This is a genomic window from Streptomyces sp. SA15 (assembly GCF_002291145.1).
Taxonomy (GTDB): Bacteria; Actinomycetota; Actinomycetes; order Streptomycetales; family Streptomycetaceae; genus Streptomyces.
Genome location: NZ_NTGE01000211.1, coordinates 95,413 through 121,384 on the forward strand (window position 1 = coordinate 95,413; position 25,972 = coordinate 121,384).

The 25,972-nt window shown below is 70.8% G+C and carries 17 protein-coding genes; 9 read left to right on the forward strand and 8 right to left on the reverse strand.

Features of this window, described 5'->3' with window-relative positions; all coding sequences use genetic code 11:
* Window positions 1-36: 36 nt before the first annotated feature.
* Window positions 37-4,425 carry a cation-translocating P-type ATPase gene (locus tag CLM62_RS45235; RefSeq protein ID WP_095755795.1) on the reverse strand — a complete coding sequence of 1,463 codons (4,389 nt, stop codon included), beginning with the start codon at window positions 4,423-4,425 and terminating at the stop codon, window positions 37-39.
* Window positions 4,426-4,434: 9 nt separating this feature from the next.
* Window positions 4,435-4,989: a hypothetical protein gene (locus tag CLM62_RS52515; protein ID WP_257004470.1), complete on the reverse strand. Its 555-nt coding sequence runs from the start codon at window positions 4,987-4,989 to the stop codon at window positions 4,435-4,437.
* Window positions 4,990-5,249: 260 nt separating this feature from the next.
* Between CLM62_RS52515 and CLM62_RS45245 the strand changes: the two genes are divergently transcribed.
* Together CLM62_RS45245 and CLM62_RS45250 are read left to right on the forward strand one after the other, a co-directional pair.
* A complete protein-coding gene (locus CLM62_RS45245) occupies window positions 5,250-5,456 on the forward strand; it encodes a hypothetical protein (protein ID WP_095755725.1) in 207 nt (68 codons plus the stop codon).
* Window positions 5,457-5,542: 86 nt separating this feature from the next.
* The gene (locus tag CLM62_RS45250) at window positions 5,543-6,691 is read left to right on the forward strand and encodes a serine hydrolase (RefSeq protein WP_095755726.1); all 1,149 of its coding nucleotides are present in this window, start codon (window positions 5,543-5,545) and stop codon (window positions 6,689-6,691) included.
* A 33-nt stretch (window positions 6,692-6,724) separates the two neighbouring features.
* On the opposite strand, the gene CLM62_RS45255 is transcribed toward CLM62_RS45250, so the two are convergent.
* From CLM62_RS45255 to CLM62_RS45270, 4 genes are all read right to left on the reverse strand, one after another.
* On the reverse strand, window positions 6,725-7,315 hold the full coding sequence (locus CLM62_RS45255; protein WP_095755727.1) for a TetR family transcriptional regulator: 591 nt from the start codon (window positions 7,313-7,315) through the stop codon (window positions 6,725-6,727).
* Between the two features lie 26 nt (window positions 7,316-7,341).
* Window positions 7,342-8,346 carry an aldo/keto reductase gene (locus CLM62_RS45260; protein ID WP_095755796.1) on the reverse strand — a complete coding sequence of 335 codons (1,005 nt, stop codon included), beginning with the start codon at window positions 8,344-8,346 and terminating at the stop codon, window positions 7,342-7,344.
* 55 nt (window positions 8,347-8,401) lie between these two features.
* Window positions 8,402-10,684 (reverse strand): MMPL family transporter, encoded by a 2,283-nt coding sequence (locus CLM62_RS45265; RefSeq protein WP_143659272.1) that lies wholly within the window; start codon window positions 10,682-10,684, stop codon window positions 8,402-8,404.
* A 69-nt stretch (window positions 10,685-10,753) separates the two neighbouring features.
* A complete protein-coding gene (locus CLM62_RS45270) occupies window positions 10,754-15,553 on the reverse strand; it encodes an aminotransferase class I/II-fold pyridoxal phosphate-dependent enzyme (protein ID WP_306457977.1) in 4,800 nt (1,599 codons plus the stop codon).
* Between the two features lie 399 nt (window positions 15,554-15,952).
* Between CLM62_RS45270 and CLM62_RS45275 the strand changes: the two genes are divergently transcribed.
* Window positions 15,953-16,966, forward strand: coding sequence for a hypothetical protein (locus CLM62_RS45275; RefSeq protein WP_095755730.1), 1,014 nt, complete (start codon window positions 15,953-15,955; stop codon window positions 16,964-16,966).
* Window positions 16,967-17,218: 252 nt separating this feature from the next.
* The gene (locus tag CLM62_RS45280) at window positions 17,219-18,031 is read left to right on the forward strand and encodes a hypothetical protein (RefSeq protein WP_257004472.1); all 813 of its coding nucleotides are present in this window, start codon (window positions 17,219-17,221) and stop codon (window positions 18,029-18,031) included.
* Window positions 18,032-18,227: 196 nt separating this feature from the next.
* Here the strand turns inward: CLM62_RS45280 and CLM62_RS45285 are convergent, their stop codons facing one another.
* Window positions 18,228-19,157 carry a DUF4394 domain-containing protein gene (locus CLM62_RS45285; protein WP_095755732.1) on the reverse strand — a complete coding sequence of 310 codons (930 nt, stop codon included), beginning with the start codon at window positions 19,155-19,157 and terminating at the stop codon, window positions 18,228-18,230.
* Window positions 19,158-19,405: 248 nt separating this feature from the next.
* Window positions 19,406-20,788, reverse strand: a complete 1,383-nt coding sequence (locus tag CLM62_RS45290) for a glycine--tRNA ligase (RefSeq protein WP_095755733.1) — start codon at window positions 20,786-20,788, stop codon at window positions 19,406-19,408.
* Window positions 20,789-20,948: 160 nt separating this feature from the next.
* On the opposite strand from CLM62_RS45290, the gene CLM62_RS45295 reads away from it, so the two are divergent.
* From CLM62_RS45295 to CLM62_RS45315, 5 genes are all read left to right on the forward strand, one after another.
* The gene (locus tag CLM62_RS45295; protein WP_095755734.1) at window positions 20,949-21,911 is read left to right on the forward strand and encodes a zinc ABC transporter substrate-binding protein; all 963 of its coding nucleotides are present in this window, start codon (window positions 20,949-20,951) and stop codon (window positions 21,909-21,911) included.
* Between the two features lie 25 nt (window positions 21,912-21,936).
* On the forward strand, window positions 21,937-22,704 hold the full coding sequence (locus CLM62_RS45300) for a metal ABC transporter ATP-binding protein (RefSeq protein ID WP_095755735.1): 768 nt from the start codon (window positions 21,937-21,939) through the stop codon (window positions 22,702-22,704).
* Window positions 22,704-23,606, forward strand: a complete 903-nt coding sequence (locus tag CLM62_RS45305; protein ID WP_095755736.1) for a metal ABC transporter permease — start codon at window positions 22,704-22,706, stop codon at window positions 23,604-23,606. The genes CLM62_RS45300 and CLM62_RS45305 overlap by 1 nt, the downstream gene beginning before the upstream one ends.
* A 59-nt stretch (window positions 23,607-23,665) precedes the next feature.
* On the forward strand, window positions 23,666-24,082 hold the full coding sequence (locus tag CLM62_RS45310; protein ID WP_095755737.1) for a Fur family transcriptional regulator: 417 nt from the start codon (window positions 23,666-23,668) through the stop codon (window positions 24,080-24,082).
* Window positions 24,083-24,429: 347 nt separating this feature from the next.
* A complete protein-coding gene (locus CLM62_RS45315) occupies window positions 24,430-25,968 on the forward strand; it encodes a Rieske 2Fe-2S domain-containing protein (RefSeq protein WP_095755797.1) in 1,539 nt (512 codons plus the stop codon).
* Window positions 25,969-25,972 lie beyond the last annotated feature (4 nt).

Here is a 25,972-nt window from a genome sequence, read left to right on the forward strand (position 1 = left end):
TGTGACATGGGGATGGGAAAAGAACAGTCGGCAGAATCAAGCGGCCAAGCTCGGCCACCGTTTGAGCACGGCCTCCTCCACATACGGCAACGCCCGCTGCCCCGCCAGCGCCAGCGTGATCGCCGCCGCCACCCCCGCCCAGGCGACCGGACCCAGCGGTGTGCAGCCGAACAGCTGGCTCGCGCCCGGTGTCTCCACCAGGGCGACCAGCGCGGCCGCCGAGCCCAGGGACGTGAGGCGCACCAGGGGGCTGTCGCGGCGGTCGGCCAGGGTCTGGGCGAGCTGGGTGCCGACCACCGCGCACAGGGCCATGGTCGTCGAGCGGCGGGCCGTGCCGGGGGTGAAGCGGCCGAACAGCCAGGCGGCGGTCGCGCCGAGGCAGGTGGTCAGGGCGCGGTGCCGGATCTGGCGGATCAGGGGGGCGCCCAGGACGGACGTACCAAGAGGCTCGTCGGGCCCTGTGTCGGCGGCCTCCTCCTGCTGTTCCGGTGTCACCGCCACCGCCATCGCCGGGAACAGGTCCGTGAACAGGTTCACCAGCAGCATCTGCCGGGTGGACAGCGGCGCGGAGCCCGACAGCAGGGTGCCGACGATGCCGAAGCCCACCTCGCCCGCGTTGCCGCCGATCAGGATGGCGATGGCGTCGGCGACGCTGTGCCACAGGGCGCGGCCTTCGTGGACCGCCTCGATGAGCACCGACAGGTCGTCGCGGGTGACGACGAGGTCGGCGGCGTTGCGGGCGGCTGCCGAGCCGCGGGCGCTGATGCCGACGCCGATGTCGGCGGCGCGGATGGCGGCGGCGTCGTTGGCGCCGTCGCCGACCATGCCGACCACCCGGTCGGCGTCCCTGAGGGCCTCGACGACCTGGAGTTTCTGCTCGGGCGCGACCCGGGCCACGACGTCGGCGTCCCGCAGCATCCGGGCGCGGGCCGACCGGTCGGCGGCGGCGAGTTCGTCGCCGGTGACCACGCCGGCGTCGTCCGGCCAGCCGAGGTCCGCGGCGATGGCACGGGCGGTCTGCGGATGGTCGCCGGTCAGCACGACCGGCCGTACGCCCGCCTCGCGCAGCCCCCGCACCAGGGCGGGGGACGTCTCGCGGGGCACGTCGGCCAGGGCCAGGAGCCCGGTGAACTCCAGGTCGTGCAACGACTCTTCGAGTACGTCCGTCGCCTCGTCGTCCTCCTTCAGCGGGCGCCTGGCCACGGCCAGGACTCGGAGTCCGTCCCGGGCCAGCGACTGCGCGGCGTCGGAGATGTGGGCCGGGAGGCCGGCGCAGGCCGGCAGGACGGTCTCCGGGGCGCCCTTGACGACCAGGACCGGTGAGCCGTCCCCGGCCCGGCCGACGGCGGCGGCGTAGCCGCGGGCGGCCTCGAAGGGCAGGCCCTCGGTCTGGGTCCACTCCGGGTCGGGTCCGGCGGCGTCCAGGACGGCCTCGTCGGTGGCGTGGGCCGGGCGCGCGGAGTCGCCGTCGCCGTTCAGGCGGGGGCAGGCGCGGGCGGCGACCCGCAGCGGGCCGTCCGCGTCGGGCCTGTCGAGGGTGTGGACGGTGCCGTCGGCGTCGGCCACGCGCACCAGGCGCAGCCGGTTCTCGGTGAGGGTGCCGGTCTTGTCGAAGCAGATGGTGTCCATGCGGCCCAGCGCCTCCAGCGTGCGCGGGGTGCGTACGAGCAGACCGCGGCTGCTGAGCCGGCGGGCGGCGGCCAGCTGCGCCACCGTCGCCACCAGCGGCAGCCCCTCCGGTACGGCCGCCACCGCGACCGCCACTCCGCCGCTCACCGCCTGCCGGATGGGCGTGCCGCGCAGCAGCGAAAGGCCGGTCACCACGGCGCCGCCCGCCAGGGTCAACGGCAGTTCCTCGCGGGTGAGTTCCTGAAGTCGGGCCTGCACTCCGGCGGCCGGCGGGACGCGGGCGGCGAGGTGGGCGGCCCGGGCGGCCTCGGTACGGTCGCCGGTGTCCGTGACGACGGCCTGGGCGCGTCCGGCCACCACGGTCGTGCCCTCGAAGACCATGCAGTGCCGCTCGGCGACGGGGGCCCGCGGAGTCGCGTCCATGTCCTTGTCCACCGGCAGCGACTCGCCGGTCAGCGCGGACTCGTCCACTTCCAGGCCGTCCTCCCACAGCAGGCGGGCGTCGGCGGGCACGACGTCGTCGGCCTTGAGGTCGATGACGTCGCCGGGGCTCAGCTTGGCGGCGTCGACGACATGGGCTTTCTCGGGGGAGTCCGCGACCCGCGCCTTCTGCTTCTGCTGCGCGAACAGCCCGGACAGCGCGCGCTCGGCCCGCATCCGCTGGATGCCGCCGACGAGGGCGTTGAGGTCGAGGGCACCGAGGACCAGCAGGGCGTCCACGACGGAGCCGAGGATCGCCGACGCGGCCGAACCGACCGCCAGCACCGGGGTGAGCGGATCGTGCAGTTCGCCCCGTACGGCCCGGCCGAGTTGCAGCGACGATCGCGCCGGGGCCAGCGCGGGCAGCCGTACGACGGTGTCCGCGGCCTTGTGCACCCGGTCGGTCGCCCGCTCGAGGAGGGTCGTCTCCGGGGGCGCCTGGTGCTCCAGCCGGTCGCGTACGTCCTCCGGGTCCAGCGCGTGCCAGGCCACCCGGGGCCGGGGGTGCGGGGCGCGGGCCAGTGCCACACCGAGGGCGGCGCGCACACCGCTGAACAGAGCGGCCGCCGCGCTCGCGTCGACGGGCGCGTGCCGCAGACCGGGCAGGGGCGTGGGGCGGCCCCGGCGGGACTCTCCGACGGCCACGAGGAGCCCGGACAGCGCGGCGCCGGACCGGGCCAGGGTCTGGGAGCGGTGGCCGACGGCACGGGCCACCGGTACGGCGGTCAGCAGCCGCCAGACGTCGGACAGGCCGTGCGACGCGAGGACGTCGGCGCCCCACACCACCTGGCCGTCTCCGTCGGTGAGGGCGACGGCCACGTCACCGCGCAGGAGCCCGGTGGTGACGTCCGCGTCGTCGTACGGCCGGGGACGGGCGACGGTGATGACACCTCCCTCGTCGCGCAGTTCGTCCACGACTCGGCTCAACGGCCGGTCGGTGCCGACGACTTGGTCGGCGAGGCCGGTGAAGTCGGCGAGCGCGGGATCGTCGACGACGACTACCCGCAGTCCGGCGCGCCGGGCCGCGTCCAGTACGGCCTCGGTCCACGGGTCGGCGCCCGCGCCGGGTGTCCTGAGCGCGCTGGGATGAAGGACGACCGTGCCGGCCATCTCCAGTTGCCGCAGCCGGTCCGGGTCGCGCACCAGGACGCCGGTCCGGGACAGTGCGCCGCTCAGTACGGCGTGGAAGGCGGCGGGACCGTAGCGCGCGGCCTTCGGCGAGCCGGCGAGGACCGCCTCGGCCGCCTCGTGGACGTCGTGCTTGACGAGCAGGGTGGCGGCGGCGCCCAGCACGCTGCCGGCCGAGGCGTGGGCGGCGTACTCCTGAGCCGGGGAGGTCCGCAGCGGCGGGCGTACGGCGGGATCCGCGGGCACGCTGTCCCGGCCGGGCGCGCACAGCTGGTCGTGCACGGTCTCGAAGGTGGCCGTACGGACCAACGCCTCCGCGAGCTGGCAGGTGCGCAGGGCTCCGTCGAGGAGGAGCGAGGTGGGGGTGTGGCCGGCGCCGTGGGCGGCGGCGTTGGCGATGGCGAGGGCCATGTCCATACGGGAGTTGCCGAGCCGTCCGCGCAGCCAGGAGCGGAAGCGGGGGTTCTCGCGCAGCAGGGTCACGCCGGCGGTCACCAGGCGGGGCGAGGGCGGCAGCCGTAGCAAGGACCCGGTCAGCGCCGCCACGATCCCCACCGCGTCGGCGCCGAGTGTGGTGGCGGCGGCCCGCACGGAGGCCGGATCGCCGGGGTGGTCGAGTTCCTCCACGCTGTCCTCGTCCGGCACGAGCCCATGCCGCTCGGCGAGCGCGGCGGCCCGCTCGATCACCCGGTCGCCGACCGCCTCCTCGGTGGCCACCACGACCAGCCGGGCCAGCCCCCGGTCCCAGTACGCGAACGCCACGTCGGGGTGCTCGGCGAGGGCTTCGGCGACGCGCCGGGCGAGGTGTTCGGTACGACGGGACGGGGGGACCGCTTGCTCGAGGGCGGTGGATTCGGAGGGTGTGGGTTCGGAGGGTTCGGAGGGCGGGGGTTCCATGGCGGTCGGCTCGCGAGGTGGGCGCGGTTCCGCCGCTGTGGCCTCCCGCAGGGCCAGGTGGGCTCGAGTGCCGGAGCGCCAGTCGTGGGGGGCACCCGGGAGGGCCGTACGGGCCACTCGGGCCAGACGCAGCGCGAAGTCCGCGGTCCGGACACCGGCCCTGGCCGTGCCCGCCGCCGCTCCGGCCGCCACGCCCACCGCGGGTACCGTGCCGCGGGCGAGCAGGCGCGGGCCGGCCAGGACGACCCCTGCGGCCGCCGCCGACGGAAGGGTGAGAAGTCCACTGCTCATCATTCGCCCTCAGCCGTTCGTATGGGCGTGCGTGGGCAACTTGTCGGAGGGCGTGACAGGTGGTGACGCCGTATCCCGCGTCTCCTCCGCCTCCTGCACGTCCTTCGCCTCCTCCGCGGACGACCTGCCGGAGGTCCCTGCGGACGACCTGACGGAGGACGGGAGGTGCGACGGCATCACGCGCGGCGTGGGCGACTCGCCCTCGGCGCCCCCGGATGCGCCCCCGGATCCACCACTCCACGCGGTATCGCCGGTGGCCTCGCCGCTCTGTTCCTCCGCGTTCTTCCCCCGCGGCTGGGTGAGCCACGCCACCGCCGCCCCCGTGATCGCGACCGGCCACTCCACGACGCCCGCGACGCCGAGTACCCCGGCGCCCGTGTACACCGCGATCCGCCGCCCGCGCGGCGACACCGCTCCGATCCTGTCCAGCGTGCCCTCGGCCGCCCGGCCCACCAGCCCGGCGCCGGGCACCTTGCTCAGCACCGAGGTCGCCGCCCGCAGCGGCCGCGGGATCCTTTGTTCGGCCCTCTGTTCGGCCCTCTCCTCAACCCTCTGCTCAGCCATGGTCTTCTCGACTCTCCTCGGATCAGGACCTCACCTTCCGGACGGCCCGAGTTCCCGCACTTCGGAGAGTCATCCCAGGTCCGGGCGAGTTCCGGGCGAGTGACGGGCGAGTACCTCGGCGCAGAGCCACTGAGAGCTTGAGCACGGCTTGGCCAACTCACTGTGAAGGATCCCCTGTTGATGTTGGTCTTGCTGCACACTCCGTAGCTGCGTCGACAGCTGCGTCGACCGACTCACAGGGCGCGGCCTCTGGAGGCAGCATGTTGGAGATCAACACGAGCAAGGTGAGCCGCTGGGACCAGCACGGGCGCGAACACGTCGTCCGTGTACAGCGCACCGGCATACAGCGCACGATCAGATGCGACACGTGCGGCTGGCAGAAGGCCGCGCAGTTCCTGCCCTGGCTGAAAGCGGAGGAGCACCTCGCCGAGGCGCACCAGGCGACGGTGGACCCGGCCGGGGCGTGAGCGGTCCGCCGGACCGATGACTTTCGGCCGCGGCAGCAGTCGTATCCCTACGACCGCTGGACCGCGACGCACCGGAAGGCCCACCGATGAGCGCTCTGCACGACACCCTGCGACGGCATGTCGCCGACGGGACGGTTCCGGGAGCCGTCGGCCTCGTGGCCCGAGGCGACGACGTCGAGGTGGTGACGGTCGGCTTCCAGGACGCCGACGGCACCGCCCCGATGGCCCGGGACTCGATCTTCCGTATCGCCTCGATCACCAAGCCGATCACGGCGGCGGCGGTGCTGATGCTGGTGGAGGACGGGCGGATCGGGCTGGACGACCCGGTGGACGAGTGGCTGCCGGAGCTGTCGAAGCCGATGGTGGTGCGCACCCCGGTCGCCTCCGTCGACGACGTGGTCCCGGCGGACCGCCCGATCACGGTCGAGGACCTGCTCAGCTCCCGGGCGGGCTGGGGTTTCCCGTCGGACTTCTCGCTGCCTGCGGTGCGGGCGCTGTTCGAGGTCCAGAAGGACGGCCGCGCCCCGCAGGCGTACCCGGACCCGGACACCTGGCTGACCACCCTCGCCCGGGTGCCGCTCCTGAACCAGCCGGGCGAGGCCTGGCTGTACCAGACGTGCTCCGACCTGCAAGGCATCCTGGTCGCCCGGGCCTCGGGCCGGACGCTCCCGGAGTTCCTGGCGGAGCGGATCTTCGAGCCGCTGGGCATGACGGACACGGCGTTCGAGGTCCCGCCGGCCGCACGCGACCGCTTCACGAGCCTCTACCGCCCGGCCGACATGGGCGCCCTGGAACTGTCGGACCCCCCGCACGGCGCATGGGCCGCCCTCCCGGCCTTCCCCTCGGGCGGCGGCGGCCTGGTCTCCACCGCCGACGACTGGCTGGCTTTCGCCCGCATGCTGCTGGCGGGCGGCACGGCGGGCGGCCACCATCTGCTGACCCCGACCTCGGTGAGCCGCATGACCAGCAACCACCTCACCGCCTGCCAGCGCGAGCTGAGCTTCCTCTTCCTGGAGGGCCAGGGCTGGGGCTACGGCGGCCAGGTCGACGTCACCCCGATCGACCCCTGGAACGTCCCCGGCCGCTACGGCTGGGTCGGCGGCACGGGCACGACGGCCCACGTCATCCCGACGACGAACACGGTCACCATCCTCCTGACCCAGGTGGAGATGCAGAGCCCGACACCGCCGGACGTGATGCGGGACTTCTGGCGGTGTACGGCGGTGGGGGCATAGAGCTCTGTTCGGAGCTCACAGCGCAAGGACCCCTTAGGCCCGCAGCCCGCGCAGCACCAGGTCCACGACCGCCTCGAACTCCTCCTCCACCCCCGGCTGTTCCCACTCGTGGGCGTAGCACGGGTCGTGGAAGCGGCCCGTGGCCTGGAACAGGGCGCGGGCGGTGCCGGCCGGGTCGGGGGTGGTGAAGGCGCCGTTGTCGACGCCCGCCCGGACGATCCGGGTGAGCTGCGTGGTCAGGTCGGTGATGTGTTCTCCGACCACCTCGCCGGTCTCGCCGACCAGCACCGAGTACGTGGCGAACAGCTCGGGATCGTCACCCGCCTTGCGGCGCTTGGCCTCGAACAGGGCCGCGAGCCAGTCGCGCAGGCGGGCCTCCGGGGCGCGGGCCTCGTCGGCGACGATCCCGGACAGGGCCTCGGAGGTGCGGTCCAGCCACCGCTTGGTCACCGCCTCGCGCAGCGCCGCCTTCGTCCGGAAGTGCCGGTAGACGCTGCCGTGGCTGACGCCGAGCGCGCGGGCCACGTCGACCACGGTGGCCTTGGCCGGACCGTGACGGCGCAGCACCTCCTCGGTGGCTTCGAGGATGCGCTCGGCGGTCAGGGTCTCGCTGGTCGGTGGCATGAGGGAAAAGTACCCGGCGCGCGGTGTCAGAGCTCGACGTGCGCCATCTGAGCCGCCCCGTAGCGCTCGCCGGCGGCGGCACCGGGCGGTACGGCCTCCTCGATGGCGGCGAGATCGGCCGTGTCCAGCGTGACGTCCAGTGCGCCCAGGGACTCCCCCAGCCGTTCCCGGGTCCGCGCGCCGACGAGCGGCACGATGTCCTCGCCCCGGGACAGCACCCAGGCGATGGCGATCTGCGCGACCGAGGCGCCCTTCTGCTCGGCGATCTTCCGGAGTGCCTCCACCAGGTTCAGGTTGTGCTGGAGGTTCTTACCCTGGAAGCGGGGCAAGAAGTTGCGGAAGTCGTTCGCGGCGAGCGGTCGGTCGGAGGTGACGTGGCCGGAGATCAGCCCCCGGGAGAGGACGCCGTACGCCGTGACGGAGATGCCCAGTTCACGGGTGGTCGGCAGGATCTCCGTCTCGATGCCGCGCGAGATGAGGGAGTACTCGATCTGGAGGTCCGCGATCGGCGCGGTGGCGGCGGCCCGGCGGATCGTCTCGGCGCCGACCTCACTCAGGCCGACGTGACGGACGTACCCCTTCTCCACCAGTTCGGCGATCGCACCGACCGTCTCCTCGATCGGTACGTCCGGGTCGAGCCGGGCGATCCGGTAGACGTCGATGTGGTCGACGCCGAGGCGCTGGAGCGAGTACGCGGCGAAGTTCTTCACGGCGGCCGGGCGGCCGTCGTACCCGGACCAGCCGCCGTCGGGGTCGCGCAGCGCCCCGAACTTCACGCTGACCAGGGCCTGTTCGCGCCGGGCGGCGGGCGCGGACCGCAGCGCCTCGCCGATCAGCAGTTCGTTGTGGCCCACGCCGTAGAAGTCGCCGGTGTCGAGCAGCGTCACGCCCGCCTCCAGGGCGGCGTGGATCGTGGCGATCGACTCGGCGCGGTCGGCCTCGCCGTACAGGGCGGACATGCCCATGCAGCCGAGGCCGAGGGCGGAGACCTGGGGGCCGGTGCTGCCGAGGGTGCGAGTTTGCATCGTCATGACACCCACCATGACATGACAGCTGACAGATATCAATATCTGTCAGCTGTCACGGTCAGTGGTCGGCGGCCATCTCGATCCTTCGCGTCAGCGCCTTCACGGAACCCGGCGCCTGCCAGGCCCGGGGACCGGCCAACCGGAAGAACACCGGGACCAGCACGCCGCGGATCAGCACGGCGTCCAGGAGGATCGCGATGCCGGTGCCCAGGCCGAAGAACTTGGCCAGGGAGACCCCGGACAGTGCGATGGCGAAGAAGGAGACGGCCAGCAGTCCCGCGGCCGCGCTGATGAGGGGGCCGCTTTCGCCGAGCCCGGCACGGACCGACAGTTCGGTGGGGTCTCCGGCGATGTGCCGTTCCTTGATGCGGGACAGGAGAAAGATCTCGTAGTCCATGGACAGTGCGTACGCGACGCACACCAGGAGCACCGGCATGGTGATGGCCAGCGGCGACGGGGTGAAGCCGAGGAGTCCGGACAGGTGGCCGTCGTTGAAGATCCACACCATCGCGCCGACGACTGCTGCCAGCCCGAGCGCGTTGAGCAGGACCGCCTTGACCGGGAGGAGCACGCTGCCGGTGGCCAGCAGAAGCAGCACAAGGGTGATCAGCACGGTCAGGCCGAGTGCCCAGGGCAGACCGGCGGCCAAGGCGCTGGTGGTGTCCACGAGCTGCGCGGCCAGGCCGGCGACGAGCACCTGCCGGTCGCCGGGCACCGGTACCGCGCGTACCCGTTCGGCCAGCCGGCTGCCCTCGGGCGAGTAGGGCACGACGCGGGTGTGCAGGTCGAGCCGTACGGTCCGACCGTTGCGCAGGCCTGCCGCGGCGCTGTCCGCCCCCGTCGTCGCCTTCTGCGGCCGGCCATGGGCGAATCCGCCGGAGGGGCTGTTCACCCGGTCGACGCCGGGCACGCGGGACAGCGCCTGGGCGTACGTGGCCAGAGCGGTCCCCGAGGGGTCCCGGTCCCATACCGGCACGACCACGCTGATCGTGTCACCGCCGGCGCCGTCGGCGAAGCCCGTACGCAGCGCTTCGGCCACCTGCCGGCTTTCGGTGTCCTTGGGCAGGGCGCGCTCGTCCGGGATGCCGAACTGCGCGTGGCCCAGCGGCAGGGCCAGCACCACCAGCCCGGCGACCGCCACCAAACCCCACAGCGCGGGGCGGCGCATGGAGCCGCCGGCGATGCGGCCCCACAGCCGCCGTTCGGGATCGGCCTGCTCGGCGCGGGCCCGCAGCACGGGCCACTTGTCGACCCGGTTCCCCAGCAGCAGGAGCATGGCGGGCAGCGGCCCGAGCGCGCCCAGCACGGTGATCGCCACCGTCGCCACGCCCGCGAACGCGAACGACCGCAGGAAGTACAAAGGAAAGACCAGCAACGTGAGCAGCACGCTGGCCACGATCACGGCGCTGAAGATCACCGTGCGGCCGGCGGTGCTCAGGGTACGCCGCAGCGCCGCCGTGTCGTCGCCGCCGGCGGCACGCTCCTGCCGGTAGCGGGCGACGATCAGCAGGCTGTAGTCCACCGCGAGGCCAAGGCCGAGCGCGATGATCAGGTTGGTGGAGAACACCGAGACCGAGGTCAGCCGGCCCAGGCACCACAGCACGGCCATCGCCCCGACGATGGCCGACATCCCGACCGCCAGGGGCAGCAGCGCCGCGACGACGCCCCGGAAGACCAGGATCAGCAGCAGCAACGTGAGCGGGATCGCCACCGACTCGGCGAGCTTGAGGTCCTGCGCGGTCCGGTCGTTGAGGTCGTTGTTGATCTGGGTGATGCCGCCGAAGCGCACCTGGACGCCGTCTCGCTCTCCGGCGAGCTTGGTGTGCAGGTCCTTGACCTTGCGGGTGGCGGCATCCTCGTCGCCGGTGACGCTGATCGCGGTCAGACCCGCACCGTCGGCCGAGCGCAACGCCGGGTCGGGGGTGCGGTAATAGGAGGCCACGATGTGCACGCCGCTCTCGCGGGACAGCTCCTCGAGCACGGACTGTCCGGCACGGGTGGCCGCTGTACTGCTCGCGTCCCCGCCCTTGTCCCGTACCAGCACGAACAGGTTGGGCTGGGCGGTGGGGAACTTCTCCCGCAGCAACCTCATGGCTGCCGCGGAATCCGATGAGGGATCGTCGAATCCCCCGGATTTCAGTACGTTGAGCGTGCCGCTCGCCACGATCCCGGCCAGGACCACGAGCAACAGCCAGACCGTCAGGACAGTACGGGGGCCGCGCAGCGGCAGCGGAAGCCGGACCGGCCCGTCCTGGTGTGGTGGGCCGGCGGACGCCTCGCCGGACGTGTCGCTCGCTGTCCCCGTCGTGGACTCGGGGGATGTTACTGGGGGAGGCTTCACCGGGGCCTGTTCCTCGATTCGTATGAACTACTCGGTCGGGGGCGTCCGCGTGCCCGGGACACCGAGAACTCAACTGTTGAGCGACTGCCAGAGGGCGGCGAGCGTGGACACGCTGGACTCGATCTGCTGCGGGGTGTGCTCGCAGGTGATGAAGAACCGAAGCCGCGTCAGCTTCTCGGCCACCGCCGGGTGCAGGATCGGGTTGGCGCTGATCCCTTCGTCGAACAGTGCCGCCGACAGACGCAGGGCCTTGGACGAGTCCTTGACGATCGCTGGTACGACCGGCGAACCGAGGCTGTCCCCTGTGTCGATCCCAGCCCGCCGGGCCAGCTGGAGGAAGTGGTCGGCGTTCTCGCGCAACCGCTGCAGCCGCTCCGGCTCCTCGCGCATGACCCGGATCGCGGCGAGCGAGGCCGCGGCGTTGGCCGGGGTCATGCCCACGCTGTAGACGAACCCGGGCACGGAGGCCTTGAGGTAGTCGACGACCCGTGCCGTGCCGGCCACGTAACCACCGCACCCCGCAAGGGACTTTGACAACGTGCCCGACCACAGGTCCACTGCCGTCCGGTCCACGTCGAAGTGGTCGCCGACTCCGCCGCCGTGGGGGCCGACGACGCCGATGCTGTGCGCCTCGTCGATCATCACCATGGCGCCGTGCCGCTGCTTGACCTCGATCAGGGCCGGCAGGTCGACGATGTCGCCATCCATGCTGTAGACGCCCTCGACCACGATCAGAACGCGGCGGTAATGGTGCCTGATCCGCCCGAGCATCGTGTCGAGCGCGGCCATGTCGTTGTGCGGGAAGGGACGGCGCCTCGCCCCGGAGAGCTTGCAGCCCTGCAGGATGCTGTCGTGCGCGAGGGCGTCGTGCAGGATCAGGTCTTCCGGGCCCATCAGGTGGCCGATCACGGTCACGTTGGTGGCGTGTCCACTGACCAGGGCGATGGCCGCCTCGCAGCCGTTCAGGGCGGCGAGTTCCGACTCCAGCTCACGGTGCAGCGGCCGGTCGCCGGACAGGAAGCGGCTCGCCGAAACCGACGTACCGTACTGATCGACGGCCGCCTTGACGGCGGCGGCGACCTTGGGGTGGCCGGACAGGCCGAGGTAGTTGTATCCGGAGAAGGAGATCAGCTCCCGGCCGTCGACCCGGGTGGTGTCCCGCATCGTGCCCTCGTGCAGCAGGAAGTACGGGCTGCGTCCGAGGGACGCGCCGCGTCGCTCCATCTCCAGCAACTCGGGGAAGTCCTCGATACGGGTTTCCGGTCGCACCGGCGCGGCTGGGACCGGCTCGGCCGTGACCACCCTGGCCTCGACCGCGTGGCCGTTCGGAAACGTACTCGCAGCGCCCTCGGCGGCGGCGCGGGCGTGGCCGTGGCCGTTCGGCGACGGACTCACAGCACCCTCGGCTCGGGCCCGGAGCGCCGCGACGGACGCGACGGCAGCCATGGCCGGGACCGTACGATCCACCTCGAGCAGCTCGGCCATCGCGTCGACGACCTGGGCGATGGTGGGCCGCCGGAGAAGGAGTCCCCCGGTGATGCGCTCGGCGACCTCCGGGAAGGCCCGCCGAAGCCGCACCAGCAGCTCGGTGGTCATCAGCGAGTCGAAGCCCAACTCCTGCACGATGAGCAGCTCATCGGTCAGCTGCTCCACCGGGAAGGCGCTGACGGCCGACAGCTCGGCGTAGACGCGAGCGCGCACTTGGTCGTAGTCCGCCCCCGCGGCCGGCCCGCAGGCGTCACCGTCTTCGTCCGCAGGGTCTTCGTCCGCGGGCAGGCTGAGCAGATCCATGCCGACGGCCCGCTGCGGGATGAGCGGCGAGGCCGCTGGGCGGTCCGCTGCGGGGGCGGACGTGCCGAAGGTCTGCAGCAGGCTCAGCTGCTCCCGCAACAGCGTCACGACGTCATGCATCGAGAAATCCTTTTGATCGGAGGAACGAGGGGCAGAGGGAGCAGCCGAGGGCGCCTGGACCGCCCCTGAGGTGTGCCGCTCGGGCAGGGGGGCCGGAGCAGTCGGCCGGCCGTTCGGAGACCGGCGGGGTTCCGTGGCGGTCTGCTGGTGATTCCCCTCCATGGCGCCCGGACCAGGGACCGTGGGCGGGGCCGGGAACCGGGTGGCCACGCGGGGGTACCAGTACGACTTCGTCGTCAGCGGCGAGGGCGGCAGCGTCACCAGCGGCGTCCCGTCGGGCACCAGCGCGGCGGCGTCGATGTCCACGCCGAGCACGGCGAGCTCGCCCAGCGCGGCGAGAAAGGTACGGGCCTGGTCGGGACCGCCGTCGGTCATCGACACGCACCGGACCGCGCCCGGCTCCGGAACGCTGTGCCGTACGGCACCGAGCAGGCCGCTGCCCCCGCAGACCTGCACGAACACCCTCGCGCCGGCCTCATACGCGGCGCGAGCGGCGTCCCCGAACCGGACGGGGGCGCTGGCGTGGCGGCCCCACAGCTCCCGCAGCACGGCGGGGTCGTCCTCGGCCGCACCACTCACCGACGAGACGAATCCGTTCCCGGGGCGGGTGATCCTGCGGGTCGCGAGGTCCGCCACAAGATCTTCGAGGGCGGGATGGAGCATCGGGGAGTGGAAGCCGTTGGAGACCCGCAACGGTGCGGTTGTCAGGCCTGCCTGGGCGCAGCGCCGCGCCAGCTCCTTCAGCGCCCCGGCCGTGCCGCTGTACACCAGCTGGCGGGGGTGGTCGAAGCAGGCGGCCCATACCTCTTCCAGCCCCTGGGTCACAGGAGCGAGTTCGTCCTGCGAGGCTCGCACGGCGAGCATCCCGCCACGCCGCACCGACTCGACGCGGCGCATGCGGGCGCCGCGTGCCAAGAGCAGCCGGAGGCACTCGGAATCGTCCAGGGCACCGGCGAGGACCGCGGCGGGGAACTCTCCCACGCTGTGGCCGAAGCTGACGGCGGGGACCGCACCGAGTGACTGCGCGAAGCGTGCGAGCGCCACACCGAACGCGCCGAGCACCGGCTGGCAGACGTCGGTGCCTGTGAGCCGCTCCAGCCCTTCCGGGGTATGGCTGGCGGGCCCGTACACCGCCTCGAGCAGCGACGCTCCGTTCTCCGAGACGGCAAGCGCGTCCCAGGCGTCGACAGTGGAGCGCAGGGCGGGAAAGCGCTCGTACAGGTCCCGCGCCATCCCGGGATGCTGGCTGCCCTGCCCGGGGAAGACGAAGGCGATCTTACGGTCCGTCACCGGCAGCGGCGCGACCGCCGCGTACACCCCCTCGCCCAGCGCGCCCACTCTGTCCTGGGCAAGTGCGGACCGGGCCTGCTGTACCCGCGTACGCAACTCTGCGTGGCTGCCGGCGACAAGGGCGAGCCGGGCGGTGAGCAGCCGCCTGCTCGCCAGGGTCCGCGCGATGGCGGTCAGCGGCATGCTGGGGGTGTCCTGCAGCGTCTCCAGGAAGCGGACGAGGTGGGACTCCAGCCGGTTCACATCGCCGGCGGAGAAGAGGAAGAGCTGTGGCCCGCAGTCCTGCGCCTGCGGCGTCTCACGCACGTGCGCGGCTACGGTGGCCCGGCGGCCGGCGGCCGGCGACGTGGCGCCGCGTGGCAGCGCGCTGGGGTCCGGTGCCTCCTCCAGTACGGCGTGCACATTGGTGCCGCCGAAGCCGAAGTTGCTCACCCCGGCGCGGCGCGGCTGGTCCCCGGAGTGCTCCCAGGGCTCAACGGCCCGCGGAATCCGCAGTTTCGACGCGGCCAGGTCCTCCGGACGAGCGGGATCGGTGTCCGGCATGGGCACGATGGTGCGGTGGTGCAGCTCCAACGCGGTCTTGATCAGGGATGCGGCACCGGAGGCCCCCAGGGAGTGGCCGATCAGCGACTTCACCGAGGACAGGCAGGCGACGGCGTCCCGGTCCCCGCCGTCGGCCTCCTCGCGGAGCTTGGTGATCGCGTCCAGCTCCGCGGCGTCACCGACCACCGTGGCGGTGCCGTGTGCCTCGAAGACCCCGATCGAGCGGGGGGAGCATCCGGCATCCGCGTAGGCCCGGCGCAGCGTCGTGAGCTGGCCCGCGCTGCTCGGCGTCATCGGGCCCTCCGACGCCCCGTCGTTACTGATGCCGATGCCTTGGATCACCGCGTAGACCCGGTCGCCGGTGGCCAGCGCGTCCCGCAGCGGGCGCAGCACGACCACCCCGACGCCGTCACCCAGTACGAAACCGTCGGCGTTCCGGTCGAAAGGCCTGCACACGCCGGCTGCCGAGAGCGCACTCACCTTCGAGAAGGCCAGCAGCGTGCGCGGCATCAAAGTGAGATAGGCCCCGCCGACCAGCGCCACGCTGCACTCGCCGGTGGCCAGATGGCTCAGGGCCTGGTGCAGGGCGACCAACGTCGCGGAGCACGCGGCGTCGACGGTGAAACTGGGGCCCTGCAGGTCGAAGAACCGGCTCACATTCGCCGCCGCCATGTTCAGCAGCGCCCCCGGAAGCGAGAGCGGATGCATGGTGAGGACGTCGGGCACGAGCTCCATGTAATCGTTGACACCCAGGCCGAAGAACACACCGGCCGACTGGCGGTCGAACCCCTGCCGCTCCCAGCCCGCATCCTGCAGCGCCTCGCGGGACGCGTCCAGCAGAAGACGGTGCTGCGGGTCCATTCCTTGCACGCGGCGTGGTGACATCTGGTAATAGCGGGCGTCGAACTGGTCGACGGCGGAGAGCGGAGCGATGGTGTCGGTGTAAGTTCCGGCGCGGGCACGCCTGTCCTGCGGCGTATGGAAGGGTGCATGATCCCAGCGTTCGGGAGGCACTGCGCGAAACTGGCGCTCACCCTTCCGGAGCATCCGCCAATACTCGGGGAGATTCCGGGCTCCTGGAAATCTACAGCCCATGCCAACGATTGCTACGTTACGCAAGCGCAACTCCTACCGTAGACGAGGCGGACCAGTTGGCGATATTCGATGCCGATAGCACTGATGAGGCCATGTGAAGGCCCCTCAGGCTCGCCGGCTCAACTTTCCATCTGATGTTCAGTCATAACAGCACCAGGCGCGGTGCGCGCTGCCGGACGATCCATCTGAGGTAGGGCACCCCTCGCCTCGCGTGCCGCGTGAAAGGGTCTTTTGCCCGCGCTGTTCATCGCGCGAGGCCCCGAGGGTGCGGCGAGCGGCCTTTCGTGGGCCGTACGGGGGAAAGCCGGGTGACGCCATTTCCGGGTGGGCTGGGACGTCGTTGAAAAGAAAGGGGCAATTGCGTTCCGAAGAGTTCGAGTCCGTCCTAGAGGAAGGGTGCAGGTGCAGAAAATCAGGAGGGCTACACTGATGGCTCTGGCGGTGGGCTGCCTGACGTCCGGGGGTCCTGGAATCGCCTCCGCCGACGGCCACGGCGCCACCGCGTCAGGCGGCCATGGGGCCATCGGGAATCTGTTCCAGCAGAACATCGCCCAAGAGCACCGGCAGAACAACAACTGCGCCAACCCGAACACCGTGATTGTTCAGCCGGGAGGCCCTACGGCGACCCGCTGCGCGACCGGCGATGCCTCATTCAACAAGCGGACCGTGACCAAGGGCGGTGGCTCCAAGGCGACCGGCGGCTCCGGCGCGGTCAGTCAACTGGTCCAGCAGAACACCGCCCAGAAGGGCCGGCAGAACAACAACTGCGCCAACCCCAACGACACCCTTGTCTCGACGGGCGGCAGCCTGACGGACAGCTTCTGCAGCAACCAGAACCACTCCCGCAACGAGCACTCCGCGACCAAGGGCGGTGGCGCCAAGGCGACCGGCGGCTCCGGCGCGGTCGGTCACCTGGTCCAGCAGAACACCGCCCAGGAAGGCCGGCAGAACAACAACTGCACCAACCCCAACCAATCCGACATCGTTCTGGCCCACGGCCGACCGGACGATCGCTGCATCAACCAGGACCGTTCCCACGACAAGCACACCGTGAGCAAGGGCGGTGGCGCCAAGGCGACCGGCGGCTCCGGCCTGGTCAGTCACCTGGTCCAGCAGAACACCGCCCAGGAAGGCCGGCAGAACAACAACTGCACCAACCACAACGACACGTTCATCACCACGACGACGACTGAGGCGCAGGCCCGTTGCGCGACGCTCGACCACTCCCGCAACGAGCACACCGTGAGCGAGGGCGGTGGCGCCAGGGCGACCGGCGGCTCCGGCCTGGTAGGTCACCTGGTCCAACAGAACACCGCCCAAGAAGGCCGACAGAACAACAACTGCGGCAGCCGTAACGGCTTGGCCGTCATCACCTCCGGCGGCGCCCAGGCCCAGTGTGTCGCCGTCGACAAGTCCAGGAACATCGGCACCGTCCACCGGTAGTCACGGCACAAGACGCGAAGGTCCCACGCCTGATCGGCCCCACCCGGCACCCCGGATGGGGCCGTTTCCATTTCCGGCAAACCGTCACTTTTCGATCGTCTGGGCGTTCTCGACCGTGACAACGGTCGCCACCGCGCGGCAGATCGCTAGGCCGCGGCACAGCGGACTCGACTTCAACGGCAGGGGATCATGATGATGGGACGCCGGCGACGGAACTCGGCGGACAGTACAGCGGCGCAGAAGGTCCGCAAGGTGGTGGCAGTCGTGCTCACCGCCGGTGCGCTGGTGTCCGCGGTCGGCGGCAGCGCCTTCGCCGACGCGCTCAGCGCTCCGCTCAACGGGCAGCAGAACACCGACCAGGACGGGGAGCGGAACCTGAACTGCGGCAACTCCGCCCGCCTGGTACGCGTCAACCTCGTCGAGACGGTCAACCGGAAGCGGGTCTGTGTCGACACCGACGGTCGTACCCGTCGGTACAGCGGCCCCCCGGGGGGCGCCCGGGCGGAGGGCGGAGTCACCCTGGGCCCCCAGGTCAACACCGCGCAGACCGGCCGGCAGAACCTCAACTGCGGCAACTCCGCCGACATGGTCACCGTCAACGTCCTGGGCACCATGAACCAGGAGACCACCTGCGTGGCCAAGGACCGCCGGCACGCCTCCGGCAGGGACCGCGGACACGGCCGCGGTGAACACGTCGGCGGCGCCCGGACGGAGGGCGGAGTCACCCTGGGCCCCCAGGTCAACACCGCGCAGACCGGCCGGCAGAACCTCAACTGCGGCAACTCCGCCGACAAGGTCACCATCAACGTCCTGGGCACCGTCCGAAGGCACACCACCTGCGTCGCCGCCGACCACTCCCGCCGTTCCGGTCCCGCAGCGACCCGCCGAGGCCAGGCCTCCACCGACACCGACCTGGTGGTCGGATCCGAGACCAACACCGCACAGAACGGCCGGCAGAACCAGACCTGCGGCAGCCTCGGCACGGTCATCGACCTTCCCCTCGGCCGGACCGAGCGCAAGACCGAGTGCACCGTGGAGGACAACTCCGGCCCCCGGGCACGGTGACCGCGGGGGTGTAGAGGACAGCGCGTGTCCGGCCGGCGGCCGATGCCCGGTTCGGGCAGATGTTGATCAAGCATCGGTCGCCGGCCGCACCGCAAAACGGCCCTCCAGCCCGAGCTGTTTCCTTAAGGCCGAGGCGTGACTCACCAGGGAGCACCCGCCGGGAACCGGCTGCTGACCTGGCTCGCTGACGCGGCCCTCAGCCCTGCTTCAGGGGCAGCGCCATGTCCACGACCGCCCGGCCGCCGTCGAAAGTGCCGGTGCGTGTGACCGAACCGTTCAGCAGATCCACGCGGTAGAGGCGCTGGGCGCCGCCGACCGTCAGGACGCCGTACGCCGTGTTCGAGCCGGTGCGCCGTGAGGTGTAGACGTCGAAGCCCGCGCGCGGGCCGGCGTCGACGCCGAGCTTGCCGGTGGGCGCGAGGTTGCCCGCGTTGGCCGGGGACTGGACGGAGACCTGGTCGTTCACCGTGTCCACGTCGAAGAGGGTCGTGGCGGTGGTCGCGGAGAGGTCGTTGTTCGTGTACGCCGCACCCGTCACGCCGGTCGCCGTGGCACCGGTCGTCGCGGGCGGCACGGGCGGGTTGGTGAGGGTGCCGTCGACCGCGGTGGTTCCGGCGGCGGGCGCGCCGGCCGGGTCGTCGAGGTTGTGGCGGAGGTTCTGGCCGGTGTCGCTGATGACACGGAGCCGGTTGGCGGCCGGGTTGAAGTCGACGCCGAAGTTCGCGCCCTGTAGGGCCACGCTCAGCTGCGAGACCTTGGTGGCCTTGGCGCCGATCTCGCGGATCGTGTAGATGCCGCCCTTGTCGCCGACGCCGTACAGCTTGCCGTTCTGCACGCGGTAGTCGATGCCGACCAGCTTGGTGTCGCCCTTGAGGCCGCCGACCCTGCCGAGCGGGAGGACGCGGTCCGGCCGGTCGACGCGGAAGCTGACGAGACGCTGGTCGCCGGTGAGGCCGACCGCGGCCAGCCGGTCGCCGGCGGCTCCCCGCACTCCGACCGCGGAGCCGCCCTGGGTGCTGATCGACGAGGAGTCGCTCTCCTGCCCCCCGTCGCTCGCGGCGACGTAGCCGACGGAACCGATGGCCAGGCCCAGAACGGCCGCGCCGATGACTGCTTGCTTGCGCATGATGCCCCCGTGAAGGTCACCGCGCCTCGCACCCTGCGAGCCGCGTATGACCTCCCCTTCGGAGCCACATGTGTCCTGGATGGGCGAAACCCCGGTTCCGTTACATCTGTTACGGAACCGGGGTTTTCGTGTGTCCTTGGTGACGTGCCCTTGGTGCCCTTGGTGCCCTTGGGTCTTGCGTGCCTTTGGTACCTGGGGTGTGCCTTTGGCGCCTGGGCGTGCCGTGGTGCCTTTGGTGGCTTTGGTGCCTAGCAGCCGATCAGTCGGCTCGCCAGGTACCCCTCGATCTGGTCCAGCGACACCCGCTCCTGCTTCATCGAGTCACGCTCGCGTACCGTCACCGCGTTGTCGTCCAGCGTGTCGAAGTCGACCGTCACGCAGTACGGCGTACCGATCTCGTCCTGGCGGCGGTAGCGGCGGCCGATCGCGCCCGCGTCGTCGAACTCGATGTTCCAGTTCTGCCGCAGCGCCTGGGCGAGACCCTTGGCCTTCGGGGACAGCTCCGGGTTCCGGGACAGCGGCAGCACCGCGACCTTCACCGGCGCCAGGCGGTGGTCGAGGCGCAGCACCGTGCGCTTCTCCATCTTGCCCTTGGCGTTCGGGGCCTCGTCCTCGATGTAGGCGTCGAGCAGGAAGGCGAGCATCGCCCGGCCGACACCGGCCGCCGGCTCGATGACGAACGGCGTCCAGCGCTCGCCGGCCTCCTGGTCGAAGTAGGAGAGGTCCTGGCCGGAGGCCTTGGAGTGGGCGCCCAGGTCGTAGTCCGTGCGGTTGGCGACACCCTCCAGCTCGCCCCACTCGTTGCCGCCGAAGTTGAAGCGGTACTCGATGTCGGCGGTGCGCTTGGAGTAGTGGGAGAGCTTCTCCTTCGGGTGCTCGAACCAGCGCATGTTCTCCTCACGGAGACCCAGGCCGGTGTACCAGCTCCAGCGCTGCTCCATCCAGTACTCCTGCCACTTCTCGTCCTCGCCCGGCTTGACGAAGAACTCCATCTCCATCTGCTCGAACTCACGGGTGCGGAAGATGAAGTTGCCCGGCGTGATCTCGTTGCGGAACGACTTGCCCATCTGGGCGATGCCGAACGGCGGCTTGCGCCGCGAGGTGGTCTGCACCTGGGCGAAGTTGGTGAAGATGCCCTGCGCGGTCTCGGGACGCAGGTAGGCGATGGAGCCGGAGTCCTGGGTCGGGCCGAGGTGGGTGGAGAGCAGACCCGAGAACTGCTTGGGCTCGGTGAACTGGCCCTTGTTGCCGCAGTGCGGGCAGTTGACGTCCGCCAGGCCGTTCTCCGGGGGGCGGCCGTGCTTGGCCTCGTAGGCCTCTTCCAGGTGGTCCGCGCGGAACCGCTTGTGACAGGAGGTGCACTCGGTGAGCGGGTCCGTGAAGGTGGCGACGTGGCCGGAGGCGACCCAGACCTCGGGGGCCAGGATCACGGACGAGTCGATACCGACGACGTCCTCGCGCGAGGTCACCATGTAGCGCCACCACTGGCGCTTGAGGTTCTCCTTGAGCTCGACACCCAGCGGCCCGTAGTCCCAGGCGGCGCGCTGTCCGCCGTAGATCTCACTGCAAGGGAATACGAAGCCACGGCGCTTGCTCAGGCTGACGATGGTGTCGATCTTGTCGGCGGCCACGGTGCTCTCTTCATTACGACGACGGGCGACGAAGCGAGGTGCTTCCAGCGAATGCTTCAGGTTACCGGCGCAGGCTCCCCCTCGACCAAATCGGGCTGCCCTTCGGCTCACTCTGGACCTTTGTTGACAATCGTTTCCAGATTCGTTGAAAATGACTGTCATGAACGTACGACGTCGCCTGATACCCACCGCAGCGGTGACCGCCTTCGGTCTCGCTGCCCTCTCCGCCTGCGGCAGCGACAGCGAGGCTGCGGGCAACACGGACAAGTTCGACGTCGTCGCGTCGTTCTACCCGATGCAGTTCCTCGCCGAACAGATCGGCGGGGACCACGTCAACGTCACCACCCTCACCGAGCCCGGTCAGGAGCCGCACGACCTGGAGCTCAGCACCAAGCAGACCGCCGACCTCGGCGAGGCGGACGCGGTGCTCTTCCTCAAGACCCTCCAGCCGGCCGTCGACGAGGCCGTCTCCCAGTCCCAGGTCAAGAACAAGATCGACGCGGCCACCCTGACGAAGCTCGAGGACCACGGCAGCACCGAGCACGAACACGAGGGTGAGGAGGCACCCGCCGAGGAAGAGCACGCCGAGGAGGAGGAGCACGCCCTCGACCCGCACATCTGGCTGGACCCGGTGAAGTACGCCGAGGTCGCCAAGGGCGTCGGGGCCGCCTTCGAGAAGGCCGACCCGGACCACGCGGACGACTACAAGAAGAACACCGACGCGCTGGTCAAGAAGCTGGACGACCTCAACACCCAGTTCACGAACGGCCTCAAGACCACCGACACCAAGGTCTTCTTCACCAACCACGCCGCCTTCGGCTACCTCGCCGAGCGCTACGGCCTGACCCAGGAGGCCATCTCCGGTCTCGACCCGGAGAGCGAGCCCAGCCCGGCCCGGATCAAGGAACTCCAGACCGAGGCCAAGGCCGACGGCGTCACCACCGTCTTCTACGAGACACTGGTGTCGGACAAGACCGCGAAGACCCTCGCCAAGGACGCGGGCCTGAAGACCGACGTTCTCGACCCGCTCGAGGGCATCACCGACAAGTCCAAGGGCGACGACTACTTCCAGGTCATGGAGTCCAATCTCAAGTCCCTGGAGACGGCCTTGGGAGCCAAGTGACCATCAGCAGTTCGGAGGACGACCCATGGGTGAGCCCGTCATATCGATGCGCGGTGTCCGCGCCGAACTGGGCTCACGCCCCGTCCTGCGCGGCATCGACCTCACCGCCCACCGCGGTGAGGTCGTCGCGCTGCTCGGCGCGAACGGCTCGGGCAAGTCGACGGCCGTGCGCAGCCTGATCGGCCAGGTGCCGGTCAGCGTCGGCGAGATAGAGCTCTTCGGCACCCCGCGGCGCCGTTTCCGCGACTGGGCGCGCGTGGGCTACGTCCCACAGCGCACCACCGCCGCGGGCGGCGTGCCCGCCACGGTGACGGAGGTCGTCTCCTCCGGCCGCCTGTCCCGGGCCCGCTTCGGCATGCTCCGCAAGGCGGACCACGAGGCCGTACGACGCACCCTGGAGCTGGTGGGGATGGCCGACCGGGCGAAGGATTCCGTGAACGCGTTGTCGGGCGGCCAGCACCAGCGCGTCCTGATAGCCCGCGCCCTGGCCTCCGAACCCGAACTGCTGATCATGGACGAGCCGATGGCGGGCGTGGACCTGGCCAGCCAGGAGGTCCTGGCTCGCACGCTCAGGGACCAGGTGGCCTCCGGTACGACCGTCCTGCTCGTCCTGCACGAACTGGGCCCCCTGGAGCCCCTGATCAACCGCGCGATCGTGCTCCGCGACGGCTGCGTCACGCACGACGGCCCGCCCCCGGAGGCGGTCGGCCAGCACGCGCTGCCCGGCCACGACCACGTCCACCCGCACGCGGCTCACGACGCCGAACCGATCCGGACGGGACTGCTGAGCTGATGGAGATCCTCGACTACGCCTTCATGCAGCGGGCCCTGCTCGCCGCCGTCCTGGTCGGCATCACGGCCCCCGCGATCGGCATCTACCTCGTCCAGCGCCGCCAGGCCCTCATGGGCGACGGCATCGGCCACGTGGCGATGACCGGAGTAGGCCTCGGCTTCCTGCTCTCCTGGTCCCCGGTGTGGATGGCGACGCTGATCTCCGTCCTCGGCGCGGTCCTCATGGAGCTGATCCGCTGGTACGGCAAGACACGCGGCGACATCGCCCTCGCGATGCTCTTCTACGGCGGCATGGCCGGCGGCGTGATGTTCATCAACCTCGCGCCGACGGGCTCGAACGCGAACCTGACGTCGTACCTGTTCGGCTCGTTGTCGACGGTGTCGGAGTCGGACGTCACGGCGATCTGCCTGCTCGCCGCCTTCGTGGTCCTGGTCACCCTCGGCCTGCGCCGCCAGCTCTTCGCGGTGAGCCAGGACGAGGAGTTCGCGCGGGTCACGGGCCTGCCGGTGCGCGTGCTGAACCTGCTGACGGCGATCACGGCGGCGGTGACGGTCACGGTCGCGATGCGGGTGGTCGGCCTGCTGCTGGTGTCCGCCCTGATGGTGGTACCGGTGGCCGCGGCCCAGCAGCTGACCCGCAGCTTTGCGGCCACTTTCGCGATCGCGGTGGCGATCGGCGTGAGCGTGACGATCGGCGGGACGGTCACCTCGTACTACCAGGACGTGCCGCCCGGCGCGACGATCGTGCTCCTGACCATCGGGGCGTTCATCGTCCTGACCGCACTGGCGACCCCGCTGGCCCGGCGCCGCGCACGGGCGATGACCGCCGAACACACCACCGGGGACCCGGCGGAGTGTGCGATTCCGGCCACCCGGGAGGCCGACGGGAAGGTCGGCGTCTGACCGCCCACAGGCCGGGCTGGCACAATGGCCCGGCAAGTGCAGACGTGAGGAGGCAACCGGTGACGACCGCTGGACCGCCAGTGAAGGGCCGCGCGACCCGGCAGCGGGCCGCCGTGGCGGCGGCGCTCGACGAGGTCGACGAGTTCCGCAGTGCGCAGGATCTGCACGACATGCTCAAGCACAAGGGCGATTCCGTCGGCCTGACCACGGTCTACCGCACGCTCCAGTCCCTCGCCGACGCCGGCGAGGTCGATGTCCTGCGCACGTCCGACGGCGAGTCCGTCTACCGCCGCTGCTCCACCGGCGAACACCACCACCACCTCGTCTGCCGCGTCTGCGGCAAGGCCGTCGAGGTCGAGGGCCCGGCGGTGGAGAAGTGGGCGGACGCGATCGCGGCGGAACACGGGTTCGTGAACGTGGCGCACACGGTGGAGATCTTCGGGACGTGCGAGGACTGCGCGGCGGCATCGGCATAGGCCCGGCTGCGGACATTCGTGCCGCCCAGGCCTGTCTCCAGTCATGATCAAGTGCGGGACGCCCTGCGTACCGGCCGGGCGGTGACGTGCCGCAGCGGGCGATCTCGAAACACGGTCGTGCGGGCCGCTCCGGCAGTGGTTCGGCTGTCCGGGGGATGGCAGCGAAGGAAGCCTTCGTCGGCCCCGCAATCGTTCTGACCAGCCGATCCGTGTCTGCCGCCGGTGAGGCAGCCGCGCGCAGCGGGTGCGCTCTCGCGGAAATCCCGCCAGCGTTGAAGCCGTCGACCCACCGTCCCGTGACACCGGGGCGAGTGAACTGCTTCAGACGCATTGGGGTGCTGACGGACATGCGAGTGACTGGGCTAGGACATGCGGGACTGTTCATCGAGTCGGCCGCGGGATCAGTGCTGTGCGACCCCTGGGTCAACCCGGCCTTCTTCGGGTCGTGGTTCCCCTTTCCGGACAACAGCGATCTGGACTGGGCGTACTACGGGCACGCAGCCGACTACCTCTACATATCGCACCTGCACAGGGACCACTTCGACGCGAAGAACCTGAGCGAGAACGTGCGCAAGGACGTCACCGTGCTGCTGCCCGCGTTCGCCACCGAAGAGTTGGAGCGCGAGCTGTGTGAACTGGGGTTCACGGACTTCCTGCGCACGCGCAGCGGCTCCCCTGTCGAGCGGGACGGGCTGCGGATCATGATCACCGCTCTGACCGGACCCGGCGACGGCCCCATCGGGGACTCCGCGCTGTCACTGGACGACGGCGAGACGGTACTGCTGAACCAGAACGACGCTCACCCGCTCGACATTCCGGCGATCCGGGAGTTCGGCGAGGTCGACGCGTACTTCGTGCAGTTCTCCGGCGCGATCTGGTACCCCATGGTGTACCAGATGCCGCAGAAGGCGAAGCGGGAGTTCGCCGCCCGCAAACGCCAAGGGCAGTTCGAGCGGGCGGTGCGCTACATCGATGCGGTGCAGGCGAAGCATGTGTTCCCCAACTCCGGGCCGCCGTGCTTCCTCGACGACGACCTGTTCGACTTCAACGGCACCGGACTCGACGGGGAGAGCATCTTCACCGACCAGCGGGAGTTCCTTGAGCAACTCGCCGAGGCACGGCCCGAGACATCGGCGCACCTGATGCTGCCGGGCAGCGTGGCCGAAGTGAGCGGGAGCGACTGCAAGGTCATCCACAGCCGCACCGCAGGGCAGATCGACCACATCTTCGGCAACAAGCGCGAGTACCTGCGGGACTACGCCCGCAGGCAGCAGCCCAGCCTCGCAGCCGAACGCGCGTCGCGTGCCCCGGCCCTGCCTCGGGAACGACTCGTCGCGGCGCTGAAACAGTGGTGGGAACCGCTGCTCGCCCGTGCGGACCGTATATGTGCCGGCGTCGGCGGCCCGTTGCGGCTGGATGTCGACGACATCCCGATCGTGATCGACTTCCCCGCGCGGCAGGTCCGCCCGTGGGACGGAGAAGCCTGCCGCTACACGTTGTCCACCACCGGCGACCTGGTGGCCACCAACATCACGCGGCGCGAGGTCGACTGGTCCAACAGCCTCCTGCTCTCGCTGCGGTTCCGCGCGAGCCGGATCGGGCCCTACAACGAGTTTGTGTACACGTTCTTCAAGTGCCTGTCCGCCGAGCGCATCGACTACGTGGAGAACTACTACGCCGCCGCCCAGGAGGAGGACGAGGACATCGAGCTCGACGGCTGGCTGGTACAGCGCCGCTGCCCGCATCAGCAGGCCGACCTCAGCCGGTTCGGACGCATCGAAAACGACGTCCTCACCTGCACCATGCACGGCTGGCGCTACCACCTTCCCCTCGGCCGCTGCCTGACGGCGGACAACCATGACATCCGTGCCACGCGCGCCACCTGACGCG

What these genes read in the sequence shown, in the direction of transcription:
- CLM62_RS45235 (WP_095755795.1), bottom strand. Translation starts at nt 4,425, where the DNA reads ATGAGCAGTGGACTTCTCACCCTTCCGTCGGCGGCGGCCGCAGGGGTC.
- CLM62_RS52515 (WP_257004470.1), bottom strand. Translation starts at nt 4,989, where the DNA reads ATGGCTGAGCAGAGGGTTGAGGAGAGGGCCGAACAGAGGGCCGAACAA.
- CLM62_RS45245 (WP_095755725.1), top strand. Translation starts at nt 5,250, where the DNA reads ATGTTGGAGATCAACACGAGCAAGGTGAGCCGCTGGGACCAGCACGGG.
- CLM62_RS45250 (WP_095755726.1), top strand. Translation starts at nt 5,543, where the DNA reads ATGAGCGCTCTGCACGACACCCTGCGACGGCATGTCGCCGACGGGACG.
- CLM62_RS45255 (WP_095755727.1), bottom strand. Translation starts at nt 7,315, where the DNA reads ATGCCACCGACCAGCGAGACCCTGACCGCCGAGCGCATCCTCGAAGCC.
- CLM62_RS45260 (WP_095755796.1), bottom strand. Translation starts at nt 8,346, where the DNA reads ATGACGATGCAAACTCGCACCCTCGGCAGCACCGGCCCCCAGGTCTCC.
- CLM62_RS45275 (WP_095755730.1), top strand. Translation starts at nt 15,953, where the DNA reads ATGGCTCTGGCGGTGGGCTGCCTGACGTCCGGGGGTCCTGGAATCGCC.
- CLM62_RS45285 (WP_095755732.1), bottom strand. Translation starts at nt 19,157, where the DNA reads ATGCGCAAGCAAGCAGTCATCGGCGCGGCCGTTCTGGGCCTGGCCATC.
- CLM62_RS45295 (WP_095755734.1), top strand. Translation starts at nt 20,949, where the DNA reads ATGAACGTACGACGTCGCCTGATACCCACCGCAGCGGTGACCGCCTTC.
- CLM62_RS45300 (WP_095755735.1), top strand. Translation starts at nt 21,937, where the DNA reads ATGGGTGAGCCCGTCATATCGATGCGCGGTGTCCGCGCCGAACTGGGC.
- CLM62_RS45305 (WP_095755736.1), top strand. Translation starts at nt 22,704, where the DNA reads ATGGAGATCCTCGACTACGCCTTCATGCAGCGGGCCCTGCTCGCCGCC.
- CLM62_RS45315 (WP_095755797.1), top strand. Translation starts at nt 24,430, where the DNA reads ATGCGAGTGACTGGGCTAGGACATGCGGGACTGTTCATCGAGTCGGCC.